Below are 20,074 nucleotides of genomic sequence, written 5' to 3'. Positions count from 1 at the left end.
GGCCCCAAAGTTTCCCTAGGAGTACACCATGACCAAGATGCGCACCGTAGACGCTGCCGTCGCGATCCTGGAAAAGGAGGGCGCCACCGAGGCGTTCGGCCTGCCAGGTGCGGCAATCAACCCCTTCTATTCGGCCATGCGGGCCCACGGCGGGATCCGCCACACGCTGGCCCGCCATGTTGAGGGCGCCAGCCACATGGCGGACGGCTTCAGCCGCGCCAAGGACGGCAACATCGGCATCTGCATCGGCACCTCCGGCCCGGCAGGCACCGACATGATCACCGGCCTGTACGCGGCGTGGGCCGATTCCATCCCCATGCTGTGCATCACCGGCCAGGCCCCCGTGGCCAAGCTGCACAAGGAAGACTTCCAGGCCGTGGACATCGAGTCCATCGCCAAGCCCGTCACGAAGATGGCCATGACCATCCTGGAGCCCGGCCAGGTTCCCGGCGCCTTCCAGAAGGCCTTCCAGCTGATGCGCTCCGGCCGCCCCGGCCCCGTCCTGCTGGACCTGCCGATCGACGTGCAGATGGCCGAGATCGAGTTCGACATCGACACCTACGAGCCCCTGCCCGTTGAGAAGCCCAAAGCCAGCCGCAAGCAGCTGGAAAAGGCCCTGGACATGCTGACCGCAGGTGAGCGCCCGCTGATCGTGGCCGGCGGCGGCATCATCAACGCCGGCGCCTCCGAGCAGCTGGTGGAACTGGCCGAGCTGCTGGGCGTTCCGGTCATCCCCACCCTGATGGGCTGGGGCGCAATCTCCGATGACCACCCGCTGATGGCCGGCATGGTGGGCCTGCAGACCTCGCACCGCTACGGTAACGAGAACTACCTGCGCAGCGACTTCGTGATCGGCATCGGCAACCGCTGGGCCAACCGCCACACCGGCGGGCTGGACACCTACACGGCCGGCCGCACCTTCGTGCACATCGACATCGAGCCCACGCAGATCGGCCGCGTGTTCTCCCCGGACTTCGGCATCGCGTCCGACGCCGGTGCAGCGCTGGCCGGGCTGATTGAGCTGGCCCGTGAGCGCCGGGCCGCCGGATCCCTGCCGGACTACTCCGGCTGGGCCGCCGAATGCGCGGAGCGCAAGGCAACGATGCACCGCAAGACGCACTTCGAGAACATCCCCATCAAGCCGCAGCGCGTGTACGAGGAGATGAACAAGTCCTTCGGCAAGGACACCACCTACGTTTCCACCATCGGACTGTCCCAGATCGCCGGCGCCCAGATGCTGCACGTGTTCGGCCCGCGCAAGTGGATCAACGCCGGCCAGGCAGGTCCCCTGGGATGGACCGCTCCGGCCGCCCTGGGCGTTGTCCGCGGCAAGCCGGACGAGACCGTTGTTGCCCTGTCCGGTGACTACGATTTCCAGTTCATGATCGAGGAACTGGCCGTGGGTGCGCAGTTCAACCTGCCGTACATCCACGTGGTGGTCAACAACTCCTACCTGGGCCTGATCCGCCAGTCCCAGCGCGGCTTCAACATGGAACAGAACGTGTCCCTGGCCTTCGAGAACATCAACTCCCCGGAAACAAACGGCTACGGCGTGGACCACATCAAGGTGGCAGAGGGCCTGGGCTGCAAGGCCATCCGCGTGGAGGACCCCAGCGACCTGGGTTCCGCGTTCGACAAGGCCAAGGCGCTCATGGGCGAGTTCAAGGTTCCCGTGGTGGTGGAAGTGATCCTGGAGAAGATCACCAACATCTCCATGGGCCTGGAAATCAACGCGGTCAACGAGTTCGAGGAACTGGCCGAGACCAGCGCCGACGCCCCCACCGCCATCCTGGCGATGCAGGCCTAACCATGCGGATCGTGATCGCCCCGGACAAGTTCAAGGGCTCGCTGTCCGCCCCGGACGTGGCCCGGCACCTGGCTGCCGGGCTGCAGTCCGCCACGGGCCACAACCTTGAGGTACTCCGGATTCCGGTGGCCGACGGCGGCGAGGGCACCCTCGATGCCGCCGTCGGCTCCGGCTTCTCCCGCCGGAGCGCCACGGTCAGCGGCCCTACCGGGCAGCCGCTCCGTGCGGACTTTGCCGTCCGCGGCCGCGAAGCGGTCATCGAAATGGCAGCGGCTTCCGGCCTCGCCGTCCTCCCCGGCGGCACCCTGGATGCCAAGGGCGCCACCAGCCTGGGCACCGGTGAACTGATCCGGGCAGCGCTCGACGCCGGATGCCGGCAGATCATTCTCGGCGTCGGCGGGAGCGCCAACACCGACGGCGGCGCCGGCGTCCTGCAGGGACTCGGCGCGCAACTCCTCGACGCCGACGGCAACGAACTGCCGCCGGGCGGCGCGGCCCTCGCCAGGCTGGACCGGATCGACTTCTCGGGCTTCGATTCCCGCCTGGACGAGACGCGCTTTGTCCTGGCCAGCGACGTGGACAACCCCTTGCTCGGGGCGGAGGGCGCTCCCGCGATCTTCGGCCCGCAGAAGGGCGCCACGGCGGACGACGTCGGAACCCTCGACGCGGCGTTGCAGCATTTCGTGGACGTCCTCGCCGCCGAGATCGGGCCCCGCGCACTGAAGGCCGCGGAAGCACCGGGCGCCGGAGCGGCAGGCGGCGTGGGCTACGCCGCCATCGCGGTCCTGGCCGCAACGCGCAGGCCCGGCATCGACGTCGTGCTTGAATTCACCGGGCTGGCCGACCGGCTGGCCGGCGCCGACCTGGTGATCACCGGCGAAGGCAGCCTGGACGAACAGAGCCTGCTCGGCAAGACGCCCATGGGCGTGGCGCGTGCTGCTGAACAGGCCGGCGTTCCGGCGGTGGCCGTCTGCGGCCGGACCACCCTGACACCGGAACAACAAAAGGATTCCGGATTCCGGCAGGTCTACCCGCTGACCGCGCTGGAGGCCAAGGTAGAAATATGTATAGCCGAAGCAGGACCCCTGCTTGAACAATTGGGAAAGCACATCGGCGCGGAACTGGCGGACCTGACCCAGGCCCCCGCCCCGGCCGGTCCCACCACGCCGGTGAACAGCGCCCGCACTAAGGAGCCCCTCAATGTCTGAAGAACGCTTTGACCTCGTTATCCGGGGCCAGCGCATCCTCACCACGGCCGGCATCGCGCCCCGTGAAGTGGGCGTGCGCGGCGGCAAGATCGTGGCCATCGAACCGCTCGGCAACGGCCTGGCCGGCACCGAAGTGGTCCAGCTCGCCGACGACGAAACCCTGATTCCCGGCCTGGTGGACACCCACGTCCACGTCAACGAGCCCGGCCGCACCGAGTGGGAGGGCTTCGCGTCCGCCACCCGCGCCGCAGCGGCCGGCGGTGTCACCACCATGATCGACATGCCGCTGAACTCCATTCCGCCCACCACCACCGTGGAAGGTCTCAAGCTCAAGCGTGAAGTGGCCGAGGACCAGGCGTTCGTGGACGTCGGCTTCTGGGGCGGCGCGGTTCCCGGCAACAAGGCGGACCTGCGCCCGCTGCACGACGAGGGCGTGTTCGGTTTCAAGTGCTTCCTGCTGCACTCCGGCGTGGACGAGTTCCCGCACCTGGAAGCGGACGAGATGGAAGAGGACATGGCCGAGCTCAAGTCCTTCGACTCGCTCATGATCGTGCACGCCGAGGACTCGCACGCCATTGACCGCGCACCCCATCCCGGCGGCGACCACTACTCCACCTTCCTGGCGTCCCGCCCCCGAGGCGCCGAAAACAAGGCCATCGCCGAGGTGATCGAACGTGCCCGGTGGACCGGTGCCCGCGCCCACATCCTGCACCTCTCCTCCTCGGACGCGCTCCCGATGATCGCCTCCGCAAAGCGCGACGGCGTCCACCTCACCGTGGAGACATGCCCGCACTACCTCACGCTCATGGCCGAGGAGATCCCCGACGGCGCGACTGCTTACAAGTGCTGCCCGCCGATCCGCGAGGCCTCCAACCGCGAGCTGCTCTGGAAGGGCCTGCAGGACGGCACCATCGACTGCATCGTGTCCGACCACTCCCCGTCGACGCTGGATCTGAAGGACCTGGAGAACGGCGACTTCGCCGTGGCCTGGGGCGGTGTCTCCTCGCTGCAGCTGGGCCTCTCGCTCATCTGGACCGAAGCCCGGCACCGCGGCATCCCGCTGGAGCAGGTTGTGTCCTGGATGGCCGAGAAGCCGGCCGCCCTGGCACGCCTGTCCAACAAGGGCCAGCTGGCGCTCGGGTTCGACGCCGATTTCTCGGTCTTCGCCCCGGACGAGGCCTTCGTGGTGGATGTTTCCAAGCTCAAGCACAAGAACCCCATCACGCCGTACGACGGCAAGGCGCTCTCCGGCGTGGTCCGGAAGACATTCCTGCGCGGACATGAGATCGACGGCCAGACCCCCAGCGGCAAGCTCATCCGCCGCGGCGGCGTCTGAGGAACCACGCCGTGGCTGTCCAGGTACATTCCCCGCGCGGCATATGTGCGTCCGCTCCGGCGAGCACTGCTCCGGCGAAGGCCGGGGCAGCGGCGCGGGGTCCGCAGCTCAAGGCCCACGGCCTGGCCGTCTGGGTGACGCCGGACGGCGGGCAGGACATTGACGACGCCGTGATGGCGCGCGCCGCGGAACTGTTGCTGGCGCGTGCCCTGAAGATTGCTCCGGAGGCGGAAGTCCACGTCTGGCCCGCCGCCGGAGCTGCAACTTCCGCTGCCGAGGCTGCCCTGCCGGGGGGACCGCACGGGGCAGCCGGCAGCGGAACCCGGGTGCCGTCGTCTGCCCTTCCGGAGGACTCCCCGGAAGTGGACGACGACGGCGCCACTCTCCTGCCGCCGTCGGCCGGTCCCGCGAGCCTGGTGTCAGTGGATCTTGCCGCCGGCGAGGTTCTGCTGGACGGCAAGCTGGTGGCGCTGACCGGCGTCGAATTCAAGCTGCTGCGCTACCTCGTGGAAAACTGTTCGCGGGCCATCAGCCGTGAAGAGCTGCGGCTCTTCCTGGAATCGTTCGATTCCCCCGCGGCGGCCTCCCGTTCCATCGATGTGTATGTGGGCCGGGTGCGGCGGAAGCTGCGCCGCGGCCGGCATGCGATCGCCACGGTGCGCGGCGGTGGCTACCAGTTCGTCCCGGGCCCGCACACAAAAGTTCGCGGCCCCGCGGAATACTGCATCTGAAACGGTGGTTGTGCCAGTAGAAACCAGCGCAGCCAGCCCGTTCAGTACGCAAGCTTTGTCAGTAATCAGACTCCCGAAGGATCATCATGACCCCCACTCTGACCACCAAGCTCCAGCCCGGAACCCAGGCACCGGACTTCACCCTGCCGGACGCTGAGGGCAAGCCGACGTCGCTGGCCGATTACCGCGGCAAGAACGTCATTGTGTACTTCTACCCGGAAGCGGCCACCCCGGGCTGCACCACCGAGGCGTGCGATTTCCGCGACAGCCTCGAGTCCCTGCAGGGTTCCGGCTACGAGGTGCTCGGAGTTTCCCCCGACGCCCCCGAGAAGCTGGCACACTTCACCGGCGACTTCGCGCTGACCTTCCCGCTCCTGGCCGACGAGGACCACGCTGTTGCACTGGCCTACGGCGCCTGGGGCGAAAAGCTGCGCGACGGCGAGGTGACTGAAGGAATCGTCCGCTCCACCGTGGTGCTCGACCCCGAAGGCAAAGTGAAGCTGGCCCAGTACCAGGTCAAGGCCCAGGGCCACGTCGCGGCGCTGAAGGAAACCCTGGGCGTCTAGCCCCCGCCCACTACCAGGACGCTCTCTCACTTCCTGCACGTTTTGCCCCAACGCTCTCTTACTTGTTGCGCCAAAAGCCGGAACCCTCTCTCACTGTCTTGAAGATAGTGAGAGAGGGTTCCGGCTTTTCCGGTAGATAGTGAGAGAGGGTCCGGTGGTTCGGCTGGCCGGGGTTAGCGGTGGAGCCGGTCGGAAGCCAGCGCTGGCTGGCGGACCTGCGCCGGAGTGAAGCGGGCGCCGGCGTCGGGGAAGCCGGGAACCTCGATCCGCGCGTGGCTGTGGACTTCAGAAACCGTGTCCCGCGTGTGCTCGGCGATCTTTGCCATCGTGGTGACCCACATGCCGTCCATGGCCTTGACCCGGCTGATCAGCTGCTCGAGTGCCACGGCCTTGGAGGGCCGGCCCGAGATGAACGGGTGGTTGGTCAGCACGAAACAGCTCCCGGCAGCGTGGTGCGCCTCGGCTTCCAGCGTCCACATCTCGAGCACCTTGGCGGGGCTTTCGATGACGCCGCTGCCGGTCACTCCGGGATAGAACGCGTACTGCTCCCAGTCGTCCAATGCCCAGTCGACCGGGATCTCGACCAGGTCCCTGGAGTCACCCTCGGCGACGCTGAATCGGTACGGTGCATCGCCGTCGAGCAGGCTTGAATCGTAGAGGAAGCCGCGGTCTGCAAGGAGGGCCGGCGAGTGCCAGTTGAGCTCCCACCAGGGGGCGCGGTAGCCCACGGGCCGGACGCCCGCCACCTTGGCCAGTGCTTCCAGTCCACGGTCGATGTACCGCGCCTCGGTGGCGGCGTCGATTCCCTGCATGGGTTCGTGCAGGTAGCCGTGGTGGGCGATCTCGTGGCCCGCGTCCACGATCCGCCGCACCACGTCGGGGTAGCTCTCGGCCGTGAAGCCGGGGATGAAGAAGGTGGCCTGGATATCCTGGCGCTGCAGGATCTGCAACAGCCGCGGCACAGCAACCTTGGGTCCGTATGACTGGTGGGTCATGAGCGACATCCGGCGCGTGCTGGTGGGATCGTGGGCGATGGTGCAGGACTCCGCGTCCACATCGAACGTGAAGGACGCGGCCGCCCGGTAGCCTTCGGGCCAGGTGATGGGATGGGCGGAGTCGGGGAAAGCGGGGAATTCCATGGTCCGGTTCCTTTCTACAGTGAGACTGCGGTCGTGGTTGCCGGGCGGACTGACGTTTCGGTTGCAGTGTCTTCCGGGACGGTTACCTGCTGAGCTGCGGCACTGGCCAGAAACTTGCGGTGAACCCGGGGACCAAGTACTGCGTAGCTTGCAGCACTGCTGAGTCCGCCGGCCAGCCAGGACAGGTCCCAGCCGCCCAGGGCCACGGCGATGGGGCCCTGCATTGCGGGGACAAGCCCGTACATGAACAGCCAGGTGGCGAAGATGCCGACCAGGAGGGATACGACGCCGGCCCAGTTGACTCCGGGGAGCCGCTTGGTACCCACGCGGTCGAACAGCCGCGAGGCGTCACTGGGCCAGCGCTTCTCGACCCAGAAGTAGTGCACCAGCATGACGCCGCCCCAGGCGGCCACCCATGCCACGAGTCCGATCAGCCAGGCATCCAGCACTGCGGCGAAGTCTTCCTGGAAGATGAAGAACACGACGGCGGCCAGCGAGAACACGCCGACGAATAGGTTGAGCTTGCGGCGGCTGATGGTGATGTCGAGCGCCTGCGTGGCGACCGAGAAGGTGTAGATGTTCAGGATGTTGGTGGCGATGGGCCCGTGCAGGACCATCAGGAGCACGGGAAGTGCGAGGACGCCGAAGTTCTGGACAATCAGCTTTCCGGGATCGATCTCGCCGCTGTTGGTGGCGAGGCTGGCGCCCAGGATTCCGAGCCAGACGACGGGGATGAACTGGCCCAGGACTGAGGCCAGGTAGACCTTGCGCTTGGGCACTTCGGTGCTGACGAAGCGGGAATAGTCGGCGGCGTAGGTGAACCAGGTGATTCCCCAGCCGATGCCGATTGCCGTCATGACAGCGCTCATCGCGGCGATCCGCTCCGAGCCTTCAAGGATGTTGCCGGCAGGTCCGGCGTAGGACCAGTTGATCTTCATGCCGAACCAGGCGACGGCGGACATGACCGCAAGGATGATGATAGTGGGCGGCACTGTCCACTTCTCAAATGCTGCGATGGCCTTGTAGCCGAACCAGGCGATGGCAACCTGTGCAGCCATGATGGTGGTGGCGACGCCGATCTTCCACGCGTAGTTCTGGGCAGTCGGGTCAACCCAGCCGAGGGTTCCGAACAGCGCCATGACCAGGTCCAGGATGATCCATGTGTTCACCGCACACCAGCCAATGACCAGCAGCGCCTGGATGGCGGCGGGCAGGTAATTTCCGCGCCTGCCGAATGCCGCACGGGCCAGCACCATGCCTGTTGCCCCGGTCTTCTGGCCGAGCAGGACGAAGCAGCCGAAGAGGAGCATCCCGATCAGGTTCCCCAGGACCAGAACGGTGACGGTGTCGGCAAAACCAAGCCCGAGGTGGATGCCCAGGGCGCCGAGCACCCAGTTGATGGGTGCGAGGTTTGCGCCGGCCCAGATCCAGAACTGGCCGGATACCTTCCGGGTCCGCTGGGATTCGGGAATGGGCTGAAGCCAGGCTTCGACGTCTTCGCCGGCTACGGGCGTTTGGCCGGCCGGGACTGCAGTGGAGTTGTGTTGCATGGGGGGCCTCCGTAGGGGGAAAGGGGTATATCCAGATTATGTGTTGCAGGCCACACCCAACAAGATACGATGTGTACATCAAAACGACCCTTTGCATTACGGAGCGTCATGCCGATCAAGCTCAGCGATGTCATGAACCACGCCACCTTCACTGCCGCGGATCCGGTGCTCCGCGCCGGCGCGGCCGCAGCGGCCGATACGCAGCTGCGCTGGGTCCACTCCAGTGAGGTTCTGGACATTGCACCGTTACTTAGCGGCGGCGAACTGCTCCTCACCGGCGGCGACGCCCTGGTCACAGCCTCGGACGCGCGCCGCGTGGAGTACATCCGCCAGTTGGCTGAGCGCGGCGTCGGTGCGCTGGCGGTGGAAACGGGCCAGCGGCTCGCGTCGCTTCCCTCCTCCATGGTCCGGGCGGCGGAGGAAGCCGGACTACCGCTAATCGAATTCCGCAAAGTGGTGCCGTTCGTGGGCATCATGCAGGCCATCAATTCGATGCTGGTCAGCGAATCCGTGGCCCACCTGCGCCGTGCGGACGAGGCCAGCCATGAGATGGCTGTTGAGCTGGCCCACGGGAGCAGCCTGGACCAGATCCTTGCCGTCCTGGCCGGAATCATTGACGCGACACTCGAGCTCTCGTCCGTGTCCGGTGTGACGCTGGGCAATGCCGGCCCCAACGGCGCCGGCACCCGGCCGGAGGGCACCGGCTCTCCGACCGACGGCGCCGGCAGTGACGAGGAGCCCGGACACACGGCCGGCACGGGCACTGACGGCACCGTCATCAACATCGATGTGCCGGTCCGCGGTGTGCCGTCAGCGAGGCTGATCATCACCGTCCCGGCCGACGGCGACATCAACCTCGCGCGCGTTGCCGGCGGCCGCTGCGTGGACATCCTCTCGCTGGCCCTGCTGCAGCGGATGCCGCCCGGGTTGAAGGAAGTGGCAGGGACTGCACTGCTGCGCGCCGTCAGTTCCGGCAGCCAGCCGTGGCGGCTCCAACAGCTCTCGCCGGCCGCCGGCATTCCGCCCTCGGCGACGATGGTCGCCATCGTCGTCCGGACATCCACGTCGCAGCAATTGCGGGTGGCCATGGACAAGATCCTCAAGAAGTCGGCCCAGCAGAGTGCCAGCTACGTGGACAATGCGGAGGTCCTGGCGCTTGCCGCCCTTCCGTTCGACGGGGCCGCGTCGGCGCGGGCCGAACTCGTTGCCGCGCTGGAGGAGCTCCCGGTTGAGGCCGGAACCATGACGGCGGTGGGCCCGCTGGCAGCCGGGATCGAGAACGCGCCGTGGTCGCTGTCGGAGGCGAAAGTCGCACTGGATCTTGCGGTAAACAGTTCACTCCGCGCTGCGGCGCGGCCGACGTCGGACACCGGCGGCGTGGTGCTCGACGTCGAAAATCTCGCCGTGGAACGTCTGGCGGCACAACACCTGGACCAACGTGCGCGGCAGGATTTTGTCCGCCAGCAGCTGGGGCCCGTGCTGGATCACGATACCCGGCGGAACTCGCAGCTGCTGGAAACGCTGGCAACGTGGCTCGACTCCGGCTGCAACACGGCGCAGGCCGCACGGGAGCTGCACGTGGAGCGGCAGTCGATGCACCACCGGCTGCAGCGGATCTTTGAGCTGTGCGGCGGGGATCCGCGCGGAACCGGCCGGCTCGCCGCGCTCCACCTGGCCACCCGGCTGGCCGCGCCGTAGCCCGGCCCGGACGGGACCGCCCAAAGCGCCGTAGCCCCTCGGGACGCTCTCTCACTTAACGCAGGAAAAGCCGGGACGCTCTCTCACTTCCCCCAAGGAAGTGATAGAGCGTCCCGGCAAAACCGACAGGAAGTGAGAGAGCGTCCCGGCTCCCGGCAAAACCGACAGGACCTAGCGGAGCACCACAGTCCGGTTGCCCTGCAGGATGACCCGGCCCTCGCAGTGCCAGCGCACTGCGTTGGACAAAGCCTTGCACTCCGTGTCGCGGCCGGCGGCCACCAGGTCTTCCGGGCCGTAGGTGTGGTCCACCTCAACCACCTGCTGGGCGATGATGGGTCCCTCGTCCAGTTCGCCGTTAACGTAGTGCGCGGTGGCGCCCACGGTCTTCACGCCGCGGGCGTAGGCCTGGTGGTACGGCTTGGCGCCCTTGAAGCTGGGCAGGAACGAGTGGTGGATGTTGATCGCCTTGCCGTCCAGCTTGCGGGTGAGGCCGTCGCTGAGCACCTGCATGTAGCGGGCCAGCACCACCAGCTCCACGTCGTACTCGTCCACCAGTTCCAGCAGCCGCGCTTCGGCTTCGGGCTTGGTGGCGGCGGTGACGGGCACGTGGAAGAACGGGATGCCGTGCCATTCCACCAGCGCCTGGTGGTCCGTATGGTTGGAAACCACGGCCACCACGTCCACCGGGAGTTCGCCGATCCGGGCACGGAACAGCAGGTCGTTGAGGCAGTGCCCGAACTTGGACACCATGATCAGCACCTTGCGCTTGGAGCCGTGCGGCTCCAGCCGCCAGCTCATCCCGAAGCGTTCAGCCACCGGGCCAAAAGCGGTCCGCAGCGTGTCCGCGGTGGAGGCATCGCCGTCGGACGCAAAGTGCACCCGCATGAAGAAGTGCCCCTCGGACCGTTCGCCGAACTGCTGGTTGTCGATGATGTCACAGCCGTGTTCCAGCAGGAAGCCGGACACGGCATGGACGATGCCCGGCGACTCGCTGCAGTCCAGCGTCAGGACGTGCTCAACGGTGGTGGCCGGCGCACCGGTTGACGGCAGGGAAGTTTCAGTCTCAATGGCAGTCATGGCTCAGCACTCAATCACGTTGACGGCGAGGCCTCCGCGGGAGGTCTCCTTGTACTTGGTTTTCATGTCGGCTCCTGTTTCGCGCATCGTTTTGATGGCTTTGTCGAGGGATACCTTGTGGCTGCCGTCGCCGTGCAGGGCAAGGCGGGCGGCGTTGATGGCTTTCACACTGGCAATGGCGTTGCGTTCGATGCAGGGAATCTGCACCAGGCCGCCCACGGGGTCGCAGGTCAGCCCGAGGTTGTGTTCGATGCCCACTTCGGCGGCGTTTTCCACCTGTTCGGGCGTGCCGCCGAGGACCTCGCACAGCCCTGCCGCCGCCATGGAGCAGGCCGAGCCCACTTCGCCCTGGCAGCCCACTTCCGCACCGGAAATGGAGGCGTTGATCTTGAACAGGATCCCGACCGCGGCCGCGGCCAGCAGGAAGCGGACCACCCCGTCGTCGTCGGCTCCGGGAACAAACTTGGTGTAGTAGTGCAGCACCGCCGGCACAATCCCGGCGGCACCGTTGGTGGGGGCAGTGACGATGCGCCCGCCGGCGGCGTTTTCCTCGTTCACGGCCAGCGCGAAGAGGTTCACCCATTCCATCGCCCGGAGCGGATCGGTCACGCCGGTGTCCGCCGTCAGGGTTTTGAACAACGACGGCGCCCGGCGCCTGACGTTCAGCCCGCCGGGAAGGATTCCTTCCGCGGCGCAGCCGTTGTCCACGCATTCGCGCATGACGGCCCAGAGCTTCAGCAGCTCCGCGCGGAGCTCGGCTTCGCTGCGCCACACCAGTTCGTTGGCGAGCATGACGTCGGAGATGGACATCCCTTCGCGGCGGCAGATCTCGAGGAGTTCGTCGGCCGTGGTGAAGGGGTACGGCAGCGGGGTGTCGTCCGCCACCACTTTGTCTCCGGCATCGGCGTCACCGTCAACAACGAAGCCACCCCCAATCGAATAGAAGCTCCGTTCGCTGAGGACGGCGCCCTTGTGGTCCAGCGCCCGGAAGGTCATGCCGTTGGGGTGTGCGGGCAGGGACTTGCGGCGGTGCAGCACCACGTCCTCGTCCCAGTTGAAGTCCACCCGGTGGTCCCCGCCGATCCGGAGTTCGGCGTCGAGCGCGGCGGCAGCCACCTGGTCGTCCGCGGTGGAGGTGTCCACCGTTTCCGGGTCCAGGCCCTGGAGCCCGAGCACCACGGCTTTATCGGAGCCGTGGCCCCGGCCGGTGGCGCCGAGCGATCCGAACAGTTCGGCCTGGACCCGCGTGGTGGCGCTCAGGTGGCCGTCACCTTTGAGCCCTTCGGCGAACAGCTTCGCCGCCCGCATCGGGCCGACCGTGTGTGACGACGACGGCCCGATGCCAACGGAGAAGAGGTCCAGGGCGCTCAGCGCCATCAGGGCACCTCGGGGGAGGCGTATTCCCTCATGGCGTCCAGGAGCCAGCGGCCCAGGAAGTCCGCGAACGAAGCCCGCGGGAAGAGCCGGAAGCTCTCCTCGCCGGACTTCAGCAGGACCACCGGGATGTTGCCCACCTCGGTGTTCAGGGCTGTCCCCGGCTTGATGCTGCGGGGGTGCAGGTCAACTGCGCAGCCCTTCTCCAGGACGGCGCGGGCACGCGGGCCGGAGAGTTCGAACGTGGTGCGGTTGGCGGAGAGGTCCACCACCTGGCCCGGGGCGTCGCCCAGGGCCGCCGTGAGGGAACCGATCAGGTCTCCGCCCAGGGAGTCGTGGGCTTCTTCCGGTGCCACCACCAGGAATTCCGCCGGTCCGAGCCACAGGACGCTGACGCTGCCCGTGCCGCCCACTTCACCGCACCGCGCCGGCAGACCGCCGGCAACTGAAGCGATCCGTGAGCCCTGCTCGGAGCGGGGGTCCACGCGGATCCCGGCCATGGTCTGGAACGGGCCTTCCTTCAGGACGACCGTTCCCTCTACGGAGCCGGCTTCCAGTGCGGAGGCCAGGTGGGAGGCCGGGCTGCGGCGGATGTCCCGGAGTCCATTGATGCCTTCGAGTGCTGCGGTGTTAGCCATCTTTGCGGGTCCCTTCGGGGTCAAAAAGTACGGTTTCGGCGATGACGACATCAACCAGCTGGTCTCCGGCTGCGGCCACGAGGGTCTCGCCGATGCGGTTGCGGCCGTTCTTGATCAGGGCCAGGCCAAACGACCGGCCCAGGGCGGCGCTGTGGTAGCTCGAGGTCACGAAGCCCTGCATGGGGACGGGTCCGTAGGCAGGGTTGACGGTGATGCCCTTTTCCACGAGCTGGGTGCCTTCCGGCAGCCGCAGCGTTCCATCCACGGGAAGGACGCTGACCAGGTGCTTGCGGTCCTCGCGGCTGGCGTCGGTCCGCGAGTAGGAGCGCTTGCCGATGAACTCCTTGGCCTTGGAGACCACCCATTCCATTCCCGCGTCCTGCGGGGTGACGGTGCCGTCGGTGTCCTGGCCGACGATCGGGTAGCCCTTTTCGGCGCGGAGCACGTGCATGGTTTCGGTGCCGTAGGGGGTGATGCTGAATTCGGCCCCGGCGGCTGCCACGGCTTCCCAGGTGTTGAGCCCGTACCAGGACGGCACGTTGATTTCGTAGGCCAGTTCGCCGGAGAACGAGATCCGGCAGATCCGGGCCTGAACACCGGAGGCCAGGGTGGTTTCGCGGAACGTCATGAACGGGAAGGCTTCCGCTTCCAGGCCGCCGTCAGCGGCCAGTTCGGGCGCCAGCTTCGCGATCACTGCGCGGGACTTGGGCCCGACGACGGCAATGGTGCTCCACTGTTCGGTCACCGAGGTGCAGTGCACGTCGAGCTCAGGCCATTCGGTCTGCAGCCATTCCTCCAGCCAGTCCAGCACCTTCGCGGCGCCGCCGGTGGTGGTGGTCATGAAGAACCGGTCCTCGTCGAGGCGCAGGGTCACGCCGTCGTCGAAAATCATGCCGTCCGGGCCGCACATGACGCCGTAGCGGGCGGAACCAGGGGCGAGCTTCTTGAACGCGTTGGTGTAGATCCGGTTGAGGAACTCACCGGCGTCCTTGCCGCGGATTTCGATCTTGCCCAGCGTGGTGGCGTCCATGAAGCCCACGGATTCGCGGACTGCAGCGCACTCGCGCAGCACGGCGGTGTCCATGTCTTCCCCGGCCTGCGGGTAGTACCAGGGGCGCTTCCACTGCCCCACGTCCTCGAACAGTGCGCCCTTGGCAACGTGCCACGGCTGGATCGAGGTGACGCGGGCAGGGTCGAACAGCTCGCCGCGCTGGCGTCCGGCGAGTGCTGCAAACGCCACCGGGGTGAACGGTGCCCGGTAGGTGGTGGTGCCGATGTCGCCGATGCCGCGGGACGCTTCGCCTGCCGTGCGGAGTGCGGCGGCGATGACGCCGATCGCGTTGACGCCGGAGGTCTTGCCCTGGTCGTTGGCGGTGCTGATGGAGGTGTAGCGCTTGATGTGCTCCACGGACCGCATGCCGGCACCGGTGGACCGCAGCACGTCAGCCACGGACTGGTCGCGCTGGAAGTCCACGAAGTGGTGGTGCCAGTCATCCGGTGTGCCTTCCTGGCCCGGAACCAGCCACAGCTGGCGGGTGGGGGCGGATGCCTTCGGTTCACCGATGACGGCGGGCTTGGTTTCGGATGCGAAGCCCGCGGCGATGGCCGCCGAGGCTCCGGCGGAGATGCCTTCGGCGAGGCAGTCCTCCAGTTCGAAGCTGCCGCGGCCCGAGCCGATGGTCTGCTGGTTCGGGACAACGGTGCTCGGCACGAAAGCGGCGAGCTCATCGTCCCAGCGCAGCTTGCCCTGCCGCTGGGAGTGCAGGTGCACCAGCGGGCTCCAGCCGCCGGAGACGGCCAGCAGGTCGCAGGCGATCTCTTCGACGCCGGAGGTGAGTTCGCCGTCGTCGTTGATGCTGCGGACGGTCACGCTGCTCAGCCGGCCTGCCCCGTCGGCCGACGTGTTGGCTACGGCGCTGCCGATCAGCACGCGGGTGCCGGATTCGACGGCGGCGGCGGCCACCCCGGTGAGGCGGGGGCGGGCGTCCACGACGGCGGCGACCTTGACGCCGGCGGCGCGGAGGTCCGCGGCCACCGCGTAGGCGCTGTCGTTGGTGGTGCTGATGACAACGCGCTGCCCGGCGGCAACGGCGTAGCGGTTGAGGTAGGTGCGGACGGCCGAGGCGAGGATGATGCCGGGGCGGTCGTTGTTCTCGAACACCAGCGGGCGTTCGTGGGCGCCGGGAGCCAGCACCACCTGGTTGGCACGGATGTGCCAAATACGCTGCCGGGAGACGCCGGGCGCGGCCGGGCTGGAGAGGTGGTCGGTGCGGTTCTGGACCGCGACGACGTAGTTGGCATCGTAGGCGCCGAAGGCGGTAGTGCGGTTCAGGACGGTGCATTCGGCTGCGGAGACGAGTTCGGCTTCCACATCCGCCACCCATTCCAGGGCCGGCTTGCCTTCGATGGCCTCGGCCAGCTCGGGGGCGGTGGAGCCGGACAGCAGCGTGCCGCCCAGTTCGGGCTGATCGTCCAGGAGCATGACGCGGGCGCCGGTGCGGACTGCTTCGCGGGCCGCGGCCAGGCCGGCGGGGCCGCCGCCGATCACCAGGACGTCCGTGTGCACGAACTTCTTGTCGTACTCGGCGCGGTCCTCCTCGGGGTCCAGGCGGCCCAGTCCGTTGAGCAGGTCCGCCTTCAGGCCGTCCACCAGGGTGACGGTGGTGGCGGGGAGCATGGACTCGGCCACGTGGCCCGGGAAGCGTGCTTCGACGCGTACCAGCGCGTTGGATTCCTCCACGCCGGCGGACATGATGCCGCGGGCGCGGCCCTCGTAGAGCGAGTTGCCTGCGGCGATCCGGCCGTTGGCGAGCAGGGCCGAGGCGAGCGTGTCGCCGGGGTGGCCCAAGAATTCCTCGCCGTCCAGGGTGAAACGCCAGGAAATGCTGCGGTCGATGCGTCCGCCGGCGGCGAGGCGGGCGTTCTGGGAAGTCACTTGGTTGCTCCTTCCGGGGCGGTGGTGCTGGAGGCGGTGCTGGTTGGCGAGATGCTGGTTGCGGAGGTGCTGGGCGCAGCGGTGCCGGTGGTGGTGCTGTTAGCGGCGGTGCTGGCAGTTCCTGCGTCCGGGGCCGCCACGGCGGCAGCACCGGCCGCTGCCGGACGGGGCGTGCCCATCGGGTAGACGGCCTGGATGTCGTAGGTGACCGTGTCGCGGAGCATGTTGAACCACTGGCGGCAGCCGGTGCTGTGGAGCCAGCGTTCGGCGAAGGTCCCCTTGGTGTTGTCGCGGTAGAACAGGTACTCGGCCCACTCGCGGTCGGTCAGGTCGTTCGGGTTCTCCGGGTAGGCCACGTGGGCCTGGCCGCCGTAGTGGAACTCGGTCTCGTCGCGCGAGCCGCAGTTGGGGCATGAGATAAGCAGCATGTGCGTCTTCTTTCTATGAGTGCAGGGTCGCTGACGGCGGCTAGTGGGCCACGGCGGCTGCGCCGTGTTCGTCGATCAGGGCTCCGGTTTCAAAGCGTTCCAGCGCAAACGGCTTGTTCAGCTTGTGGGGGGTGCCCGTGGCGATAGTGTGGGCGAACGTGAGGCCGGCAGCGGGCGTGGCCTTGAAGCCGCCGGTGCCCCAGCCACAGTTCACGAACATGTTCTCCACCGGGGTGGTGCCCACGATCGGCGAGGCATCCAGGGTGGTGTCCACAATGCCGCCCCAGGTCCGGAGCACGTGCGCCCGGGCAAAGATGGGGAAGAGCTCGACGGCGGCAGCCATCTGGTTCTCGATCACGTGGAAGGACCCGCGCTGGCCGTAGCCGTTGTAGGAGTCGACGCCGGCGCCCATCACCAGTTCGCCCTTGTGGGCCTGGGAGACGTAGACGTGCACGTGGTTGGACATCACCACGGTGGGGTGGACCGGTTCGTGCAGTTCGGACACCAGGGCCTGGAGCGGGTGGGACTGGATGGGGAGCCGGAAGCCGGCCATTTCCGCGAGGACCGAGCTGTGGCCGGCCGCTGCGAGGCCCACCTTTTCGGTGTTGATGGTGCCGCGGTTGGTCTTGACGCCTACCACGCGGTTGCCGTCCTTGACGAAGCCGGTGACTTCGCAGTTCTGGATGATGTCCACGCCCAGTTCGTCGCACTTGCGGGCAAAGGCCCAGGCCACGTGGTCGTGCTTGGCGATGCCTGCACGCGGCTGGTACGTGGCGCCCATGACGGGGTAGCGGATGTTGTCGCTGATGTTCAGGATGGGGCAGAGTTCCTTGACCTGGTCCGGCTCCAGCCATTCAGCGTCCACGCCGTTGAGTTTGTTCGCGCCGACGCGGCGGATGCTCTCGCGGACGTCGCCCAGGGTGTGGGCGAGGTTCATGACGCCGCGCTGGCTGAACAGGAAGTCGTATTCAAGTTCCTCGGGCAGGATTTCCCACAGCTTCAGGGCGTGCTCGTAGATGGCCGCGCTCTCGTCCCAGAGGTAGTTGGAACGGATGATCGTGGTGTTCCGGGCCATGTTGCCGCCGGCCAGCCAGCCCTTTTCCAGGACGGCGATGTTGGTCATGCCGTGGTTCTTGGCGAGGAAGTAGGCCGTGGCCAGGCCGTGCCCGCCGCCGCCCACAATCACGGCGTCGTAGGAGGACTTAGGCTCCGGGTTGCGCCAGAGGAAATCCGGGTGCTCCGGAAGCTGTTGGGTGCTCACTGGGCTGCTCCAATCAGGTCTGCTTCGAAGGCGGCAGTGTCGGTGCCGCTATTGAGGTGGGGGTAGAGGGGGAACTGTTCGGCAAGGGCGGTCACCCGGGCGCGGAGTTCGACGGCGGTGTCCTCGCTGAGCGATGAGCCGGCGGTTTCGCCGCCGGTCGCCGCGGCGATGAGCGCCGTCGCGATGATGTCCGCTACTTCGGCGAATTCGTCGGCGCCGAAGCCGCGGGTGGCCAGGGCCGGGGTTCCGATCCGGAGGCCGGAGGACACCATCGGCGGGCGGGGATCGAATGGTACCGCGTTGCGGTTGACGGTGATGCCGATCCGGTGCAGGGCGTCTTCGGCCTGCTGTCCGTCCAGTTCGGAGTTGCGGAGGTCCACCAGGACCAGGTGCACGTCCGTGCCGCCGTTGACCACCGAGATGCCGGCTGCTGCAACGTCGTCGCGGAGCAGCCGTTCGGCCAGCAGCTTGGATCCCTGCAGGACGCGTTCCTGGCGTTCCTTGAATTCCGGGGTGCCGGCTAGCTTGAAGGCCACTGCCTTGGCTGCGATGACGTGCTCCAGCGGGCCGCCCTGCTGACCCGGGAACACGGCGCTGTTGATCTTGCGGGCGTATTCCTCCTTGGCGAGGATGACGCCGCCGCGGGGACCGCCGAGGGTTTTGTGGGTGGTGGTGGTGACGACGTCGGCGTACGGCACCGGATTGGGGTGCAGCCCTGCTGCCACCAGGCCGGCGAAGTGCGCCATGTCCACCATCAGGTAGGCGCCTACAAGGTCGGCGATGCGGCGGAACTCGGCGAAATCGAGCTGACGGGAGTAAGCGGACCAGCCGGCGACGATCAGCCGCGGGCGGTGCTCAAGGGCCAGCGCTTCGACTTCGGCCATATCTATGCGGAGGTCGGATTCACGGACGTGGTACGGGACCACGTTGTAAAGCTTGCCGGAGAAGTTGATGCGCATGCCGTGGGTGAGGTGGCCGCCGTGGGCCAGGTCAAGGCCCATGATGGTGTCGCCCGGGTTCAGCAGCGCGAACATGGCGGCGGCGTTGGCCTGCGCGCCGGAGTGCGGCTGGACGTTCGCGAACTCGGCGCCGAAGAGGGCCTTCACGCGGTCGATGGCCAGCTGCTCGACGACGTCAACGTGCTCGCAGCCGCCGTAGTAGCGCTTGCCCGGGTAGCCCTCGGCGTACTTGTTCGTCAGGACCGAACCCTGTGCCTCCATGACTGCGGAGGGGGCGAAATTCTCCGAGGCGATCATTTCCAGGGTGGACTGCTGGCGGCCCAGCTCATTGGCAATGGCCTGCTGGACCTCGGGATCGACTACGGAAAGTCGCTCGTTCAACTGCTCAACCACGGATGCTCCTTTGAAATACCACTATTGCTATGACTGATATATCAGTGTGAGGTCAATGGTATGATTGGGATCACAAGAGAGTCAATAGCGGGAAGCAAAGTGGCACTGAGCTTCCGGTTGTAACCCGATCGCTCAGTGGTGAAGCTGAGCGGTGAAGAACTGAGTAGCGATGAACGGAGCGGCACCTTGAATGCACTTCCTGCCCTGCCACCCGCCGAGGACGAAGTCCTGTCCCAGGCGGAGGCCGCCTACCGGCAGCTGCGCGACAAGCTGATCATGCTGGAGATCCGGCCGGGCGAACCCATCAATGACGGACAGCTGGCGGCCGAGCTCGGGTTTGGCCGCACCCCCGTGCGCGAGGCGATCAAGCGTCTGGAAGTGGACCACCTGGTGGTGTCCTATCCGCGTCGGGGAACGTTCGCCACCAACGTGGACTTCACCGAACTGGCCGACGTCTCCGAGGTCCGGGAGCTGCTGGAGCCCCTGGCTGCACGCAGCGCGGCCACCCGGGCAAACGCCGCCATGCGCCGCGAGCTGCTGCACGTCGCCGACACCATTGCCGGGCTGGATCCGAATCCCAGCGAGTCCCGCGACCTCATGCGCTACGACCTGACCGTGCACCGGCTGATCTACAAGGCGGCAGCCAACCCGCACCTGGAAGACACCCTGATCCGCTACGACAACCTGGCCACCCGCATCTGGTGCCTGGTCCTGGACAAGGTGCCCTCGGTGAGCGGCCACGTCACCGAACACGTCGAGCTGCTCAAGGCCGTGGCCGCCGGCGACGCCGACAAAGCGGGCGAGCTGGCCCTGCACCACGTCACGAGCTTCGAAGAGACCATCCGCAAGGTGCTCTAAGCAGCTCCCGCGACAAAAAGACGAAACGCTCTCTCACTTTGAACTGCTCCCCGGAAGTTGGACTGAGAAATTCAGTTCCGACTTCCGGGGAGCAGTTTTATGCGTTCGTTTAGTTC

The 20,074-nt window shown here is 67.1% G+C and carries 16 protein-coding genes; 7 read left to right on the top strand and 9 right to left on the bottom strand.

What is annotated here, in order from left to right; all coding sequences use genetic code 11:
• Positions 1-28 precede the first annotated feature (28 nt).
• From gcl to bcp, 5 genes are all read left to right on the top strand, one after another.
• The gene (gene gcl, locus AC07YR_RS18905) at positions 29-1,807 is read left to right on the top strand and encodes a glyoxylate carboligase (RefSeq protein WP_436058839.1); all 1,779 of its coding nucleotides are present in this window, start codon (positions 29-31) and stop codon (positions 1,805-1,807) included.
• 2 nt (positions 1,808-1,809) lie between these two features.
• Positions 1,810-3,015, top strand: coding sequence for a glycerate kinase (locus AC07YR_RS18900; protein WP_494734869.1), 1,206 nt, complete (start codon positions 1,810-1,812; stop codon positions 3,013-3,015).
• Positions 3,008-4,351 carry an allantoinase AllB gene (gene allB, locus AC07YR_RS18895; RefSeq protein ID WP_494734868.1) on the top strand — a complete coding sequence of 448 codons (1,344 nt, stop codon included), beginning with the start codon at positions 3,008-3,010 and terminating at the stop codon, positions 4,349-4,351. Before AC07YR_RS18900 ends, allB begins: the two co-directional genes overlap by 8 nt.
• 11 nt (positions 4,352-4,362) lie before the next feature.
• Positions 4,363-5,082, top strand: coding sequence for a winged helix-turn-helix domain-containing protein (locus tag AC07YR_RS18890; RefSeq protein WP_436058842.1), 720 nt, complete (start codon positions 4,363-4,365; stop codon positions 5,080-5,082).
• Positions 5,083-5,168: 86 nt separating this feature from the next.
• Positions 5,169-5,648, top strand: a complete 480-nt coding sequence (gene bcp, locus AC07YR_RS18885) for a thioredoxin-dependent thiol peroxidase (protein ID WP_494734867.1) — start codon at positions 5,169-5,171, stop codon at positions 5,646-5,648.
• Between the two features lie 173 nt (positions 5,649-5,821).
• Here the strand turns inward: bcp and AC07YR_RS18880 are convergent, their stop codons facing one another.
• Together AC07YR_RS18880 and AC07YR_RS18875 are read right to left on the bottom strand one after the other, a co-directional pair.
• Complete coding sequence (locus tag AC07YR_RS18880) at positions 5,822-6,787, bottom strand: polysaccharide deacetylase family protein (protein ID WP_494734866.1); 966 nt, start codon at positions 6,785-6,787, stop codon at positions 5,822-5,824.
• 14 nt (positions 6,788-6,801) lie between these two features.
• Positions 6,802-8,337, bottom strand: a complete 1,536-nt coding sequence (locus AC07YR_RS18875) for a purine-cytosine permease family protein (RefSeq protein ID WP_055798154.1) — start codon at positions 8,335-8,337, stop codon at positions 6,802-6,804.
• Positions 8,338-8,445: 108 nt separating this feature from the next.
• On the opposite strand from AC07YR_RS18875, the gene AC07YR_RS18870 reads away from it, so the two are divergent.
• A complete protein-coding gene (locus tag AC07YR_RS18870; RefSeq protein ID WP_494734865.1) occupies positions 8,446-10,035 on the top strand; it encodes a PucR family transcriptional regulator in 1,590 nt (529 codons plus the stop codon).
• 171 nt (positions 10,036-10,206) lie between these two features.
• Here the strand turns inward: AC07YR_RS18870 and purU are convergent, their stop codons facing one another.
• Genes purU through glyA form a run of 7 tightly spaced genes read right to left on the bottom strand, consistent with a single transcriptional unit; the run spans position 10,207 to position 19,100 of the window.
• On the bottom strand, positions 10,207-11,112 hold the full coding sequence (gene purU / locus AC07YR_RS18865) for a formyltetrahydrofolate deformylase (RefSeq protein ID WP_494734864.1): 906 nt from the start codon (positions 11,110-11,112) through the stop codon (positions 10,207-10,209).
• 3 nt (positions 11,113-11,115) lie between these two features.
• Positions 11,116-12,489 carry an L-serine ammonia-lyase gene (locus tag AC07YR_RS18860; RefSeq protein WP_055798163.1) on the bottom strand — a complete coding sequence of 458 codons (1,374 nt, stop codon included), beginning with the start codon at positions 12,487-12,489 and terminating at the stop codon, positions 11,116-11,118.
• On the bottom strand, positions 12,489-13,124 hold the full coding sequence (locus AC07YR_RS18855; protein ID WP_436058847.1) for a sarcosine oxidase subunit gamma: 636 nt from the start codon (positions 13,122-13,124) through the stop codon (positions 12,489-12,491). Before AC07YR_RS18855 ends, AC07YR_RS18860 begins: the two co-directional genes overlap by 1 nt.
• A complete protein-coding gene (locus AC07YR_RS18850) occupies positions 13,117-16,059 on the bottom strand; it encodes a sarcosine oxidase subunit alpha family protein (protein WP_494734863.1) in 2,943 nt (980 codons plus the stop codon). Before AC07YR_RS18850 ends, AC07YR_RS18855 begins: the two co-directional genes overlap by 8 nt.
• On the bottom strand, positions 16,056-16,487 hold the full coding sequence (locus AC07YR_RS18845; protein ID WP_494734862.1) for a sarcosine oxidase subunit delta: 432 nt from the start codon (positions 16,485-16,487) through the stop codon (positions 16,056-16,058). Before AC07YR_RS18845 ends, AC07YR_RS18850 begins: the two co-directional genes overlap by 4 nt.
• A gap of 40 nt (positions 16,488-16,527) precedes the next feature.
• The gene (locus AC07YR_RS18840) at positions 16,528-17,748 is read right to left on the bottom strand and encodes a sarcosine oxidase subunit beta family protein (RefSeq protein WP_055798173.1); all 1,221 of its coding nucleotides are present in this window, start codon (positions 17,746-17,748) and stop codon (positions 16,528-16,530) included.
• Entirely contained in the window at positions 17,745-19,100 is a 1,356-nt protein-coding gene (gene glyA, locus AC07YR_RS18835) for a serine hydroxymethyltransferase (RefSeq protein WP_494734861.1), read from the bottom strand. Before glyA ends, AC07YR_RS18840 begins: the two co-directional genes overlap by 4 nt.
• A gap of 186 nt (positions 19,101-19,286) precedes the next feature.
• Between glyA and AC07YR_RS18830 the strand changes: the two genes are divergently transcribed.
• Complete coding sequence (locus tag AC07YR_RS18830; RefSeq protein ID WP_055798219.1) at positions 19,287-19,958, top strand: GntR family transcriptional regulator; 672 nt, start codon at positions 19,287-19,289, stop codon at positions 19,956-19,958.
• Positions 19,959-20,074 lie beyond the last annotated feature (116 nt).

Source organism: Arthrobacter sp. GW460-12-1-14-TSB2, assembly GCF_059423525.1.
Note: the sequence above shows the minus strand (reverse complement) of the source record. Positions and strands in the feature narration are given on the sequence as shown.

What these genes read in the sequence shown, in the direction of transcription:
- gcl (WP_436058839.1), top strand. Translation starts at nt 29, where the DNA reads ATGACCAAGATGCGCACCGTAGACGCTGCCGTCGCGATCCTGGAAAAG.
- AC07YR_RS18900 (WP_494734869.1), top strand. Translation starts at nt 1,810, where the DNA reads ATGCGGATCGTGATCGCCCCGGACAAGTTCAAGGGCTCGCTGTCCGCC.
- allB (WP_494734868.1), top strand. Translation starts at nt 3,008, where the DNA reads ATGTCTGAAGAACGCTTTGACCTCGTTATCCGGGGCCAGCGCATCCTC.
- bcp (WP_494734867.1), top strand. Translation starts at nt 5,169, where the DNA reads ATGACCCCCACTCTGACCACCAAGCTCCAGCCCGGAACCCAGGCACCG.
- AC07YR_RS18880 (WP_494734866.1), bottom strand. Translation starts at nt 6,787, where the DNA reads ATGGAATTCCCCGCTTTCCCCGACTCCGCCCATCCCATCACCTGGCCC.
- AC07YR_RS18875 (WP_055798154.1), bottom strand. Translation starts at nt 8,337, where the DNA reads ATGCAACACAACTCCACTGCAGTCCCGGCCGGCCAAACGCCCGTAGCC.
- AC07YR_RS18870 (WP_494734865.1), top strand. Translation starts at nt 8,446, where the DNA reads ATGCCGATCAAGCTCAGCGATGTCATGAACCACGCCACCTTCACTGCC.
- purU (WP_494734864.1), bottom strand. Translation starts at nt 11,112, where the DNA reads ATGACTGCCATTGAGACTGAAACTTCCCTGCCGTCAACCGGTGCGCCG.
- AC07YR_RS18860 (WP_055798163.1), bottom strand. Translation starts at nt 12,489, where the DNA reads ATGGCGCTGAGCGCCCTGGACCTCTTCTCCGTTGGCATCGGGCCGTCG.
- AC07YR_RS18855 (WP_436058847.1), bottom strand. Translation starts at nt 13,124, where the DNA reads ATGGCTAACACCGCAGCACTCGAAGGCATCAATGGACTCCGGGACATC.
- AC07YR_RS18845 (WP_494734862.1), bottom strand. Translation starts at nt 16,487, where the DNA reads ATGCTGCTTATCTCATGCCCCAACTGCGGCTCGCGCGACGAGACCGAG.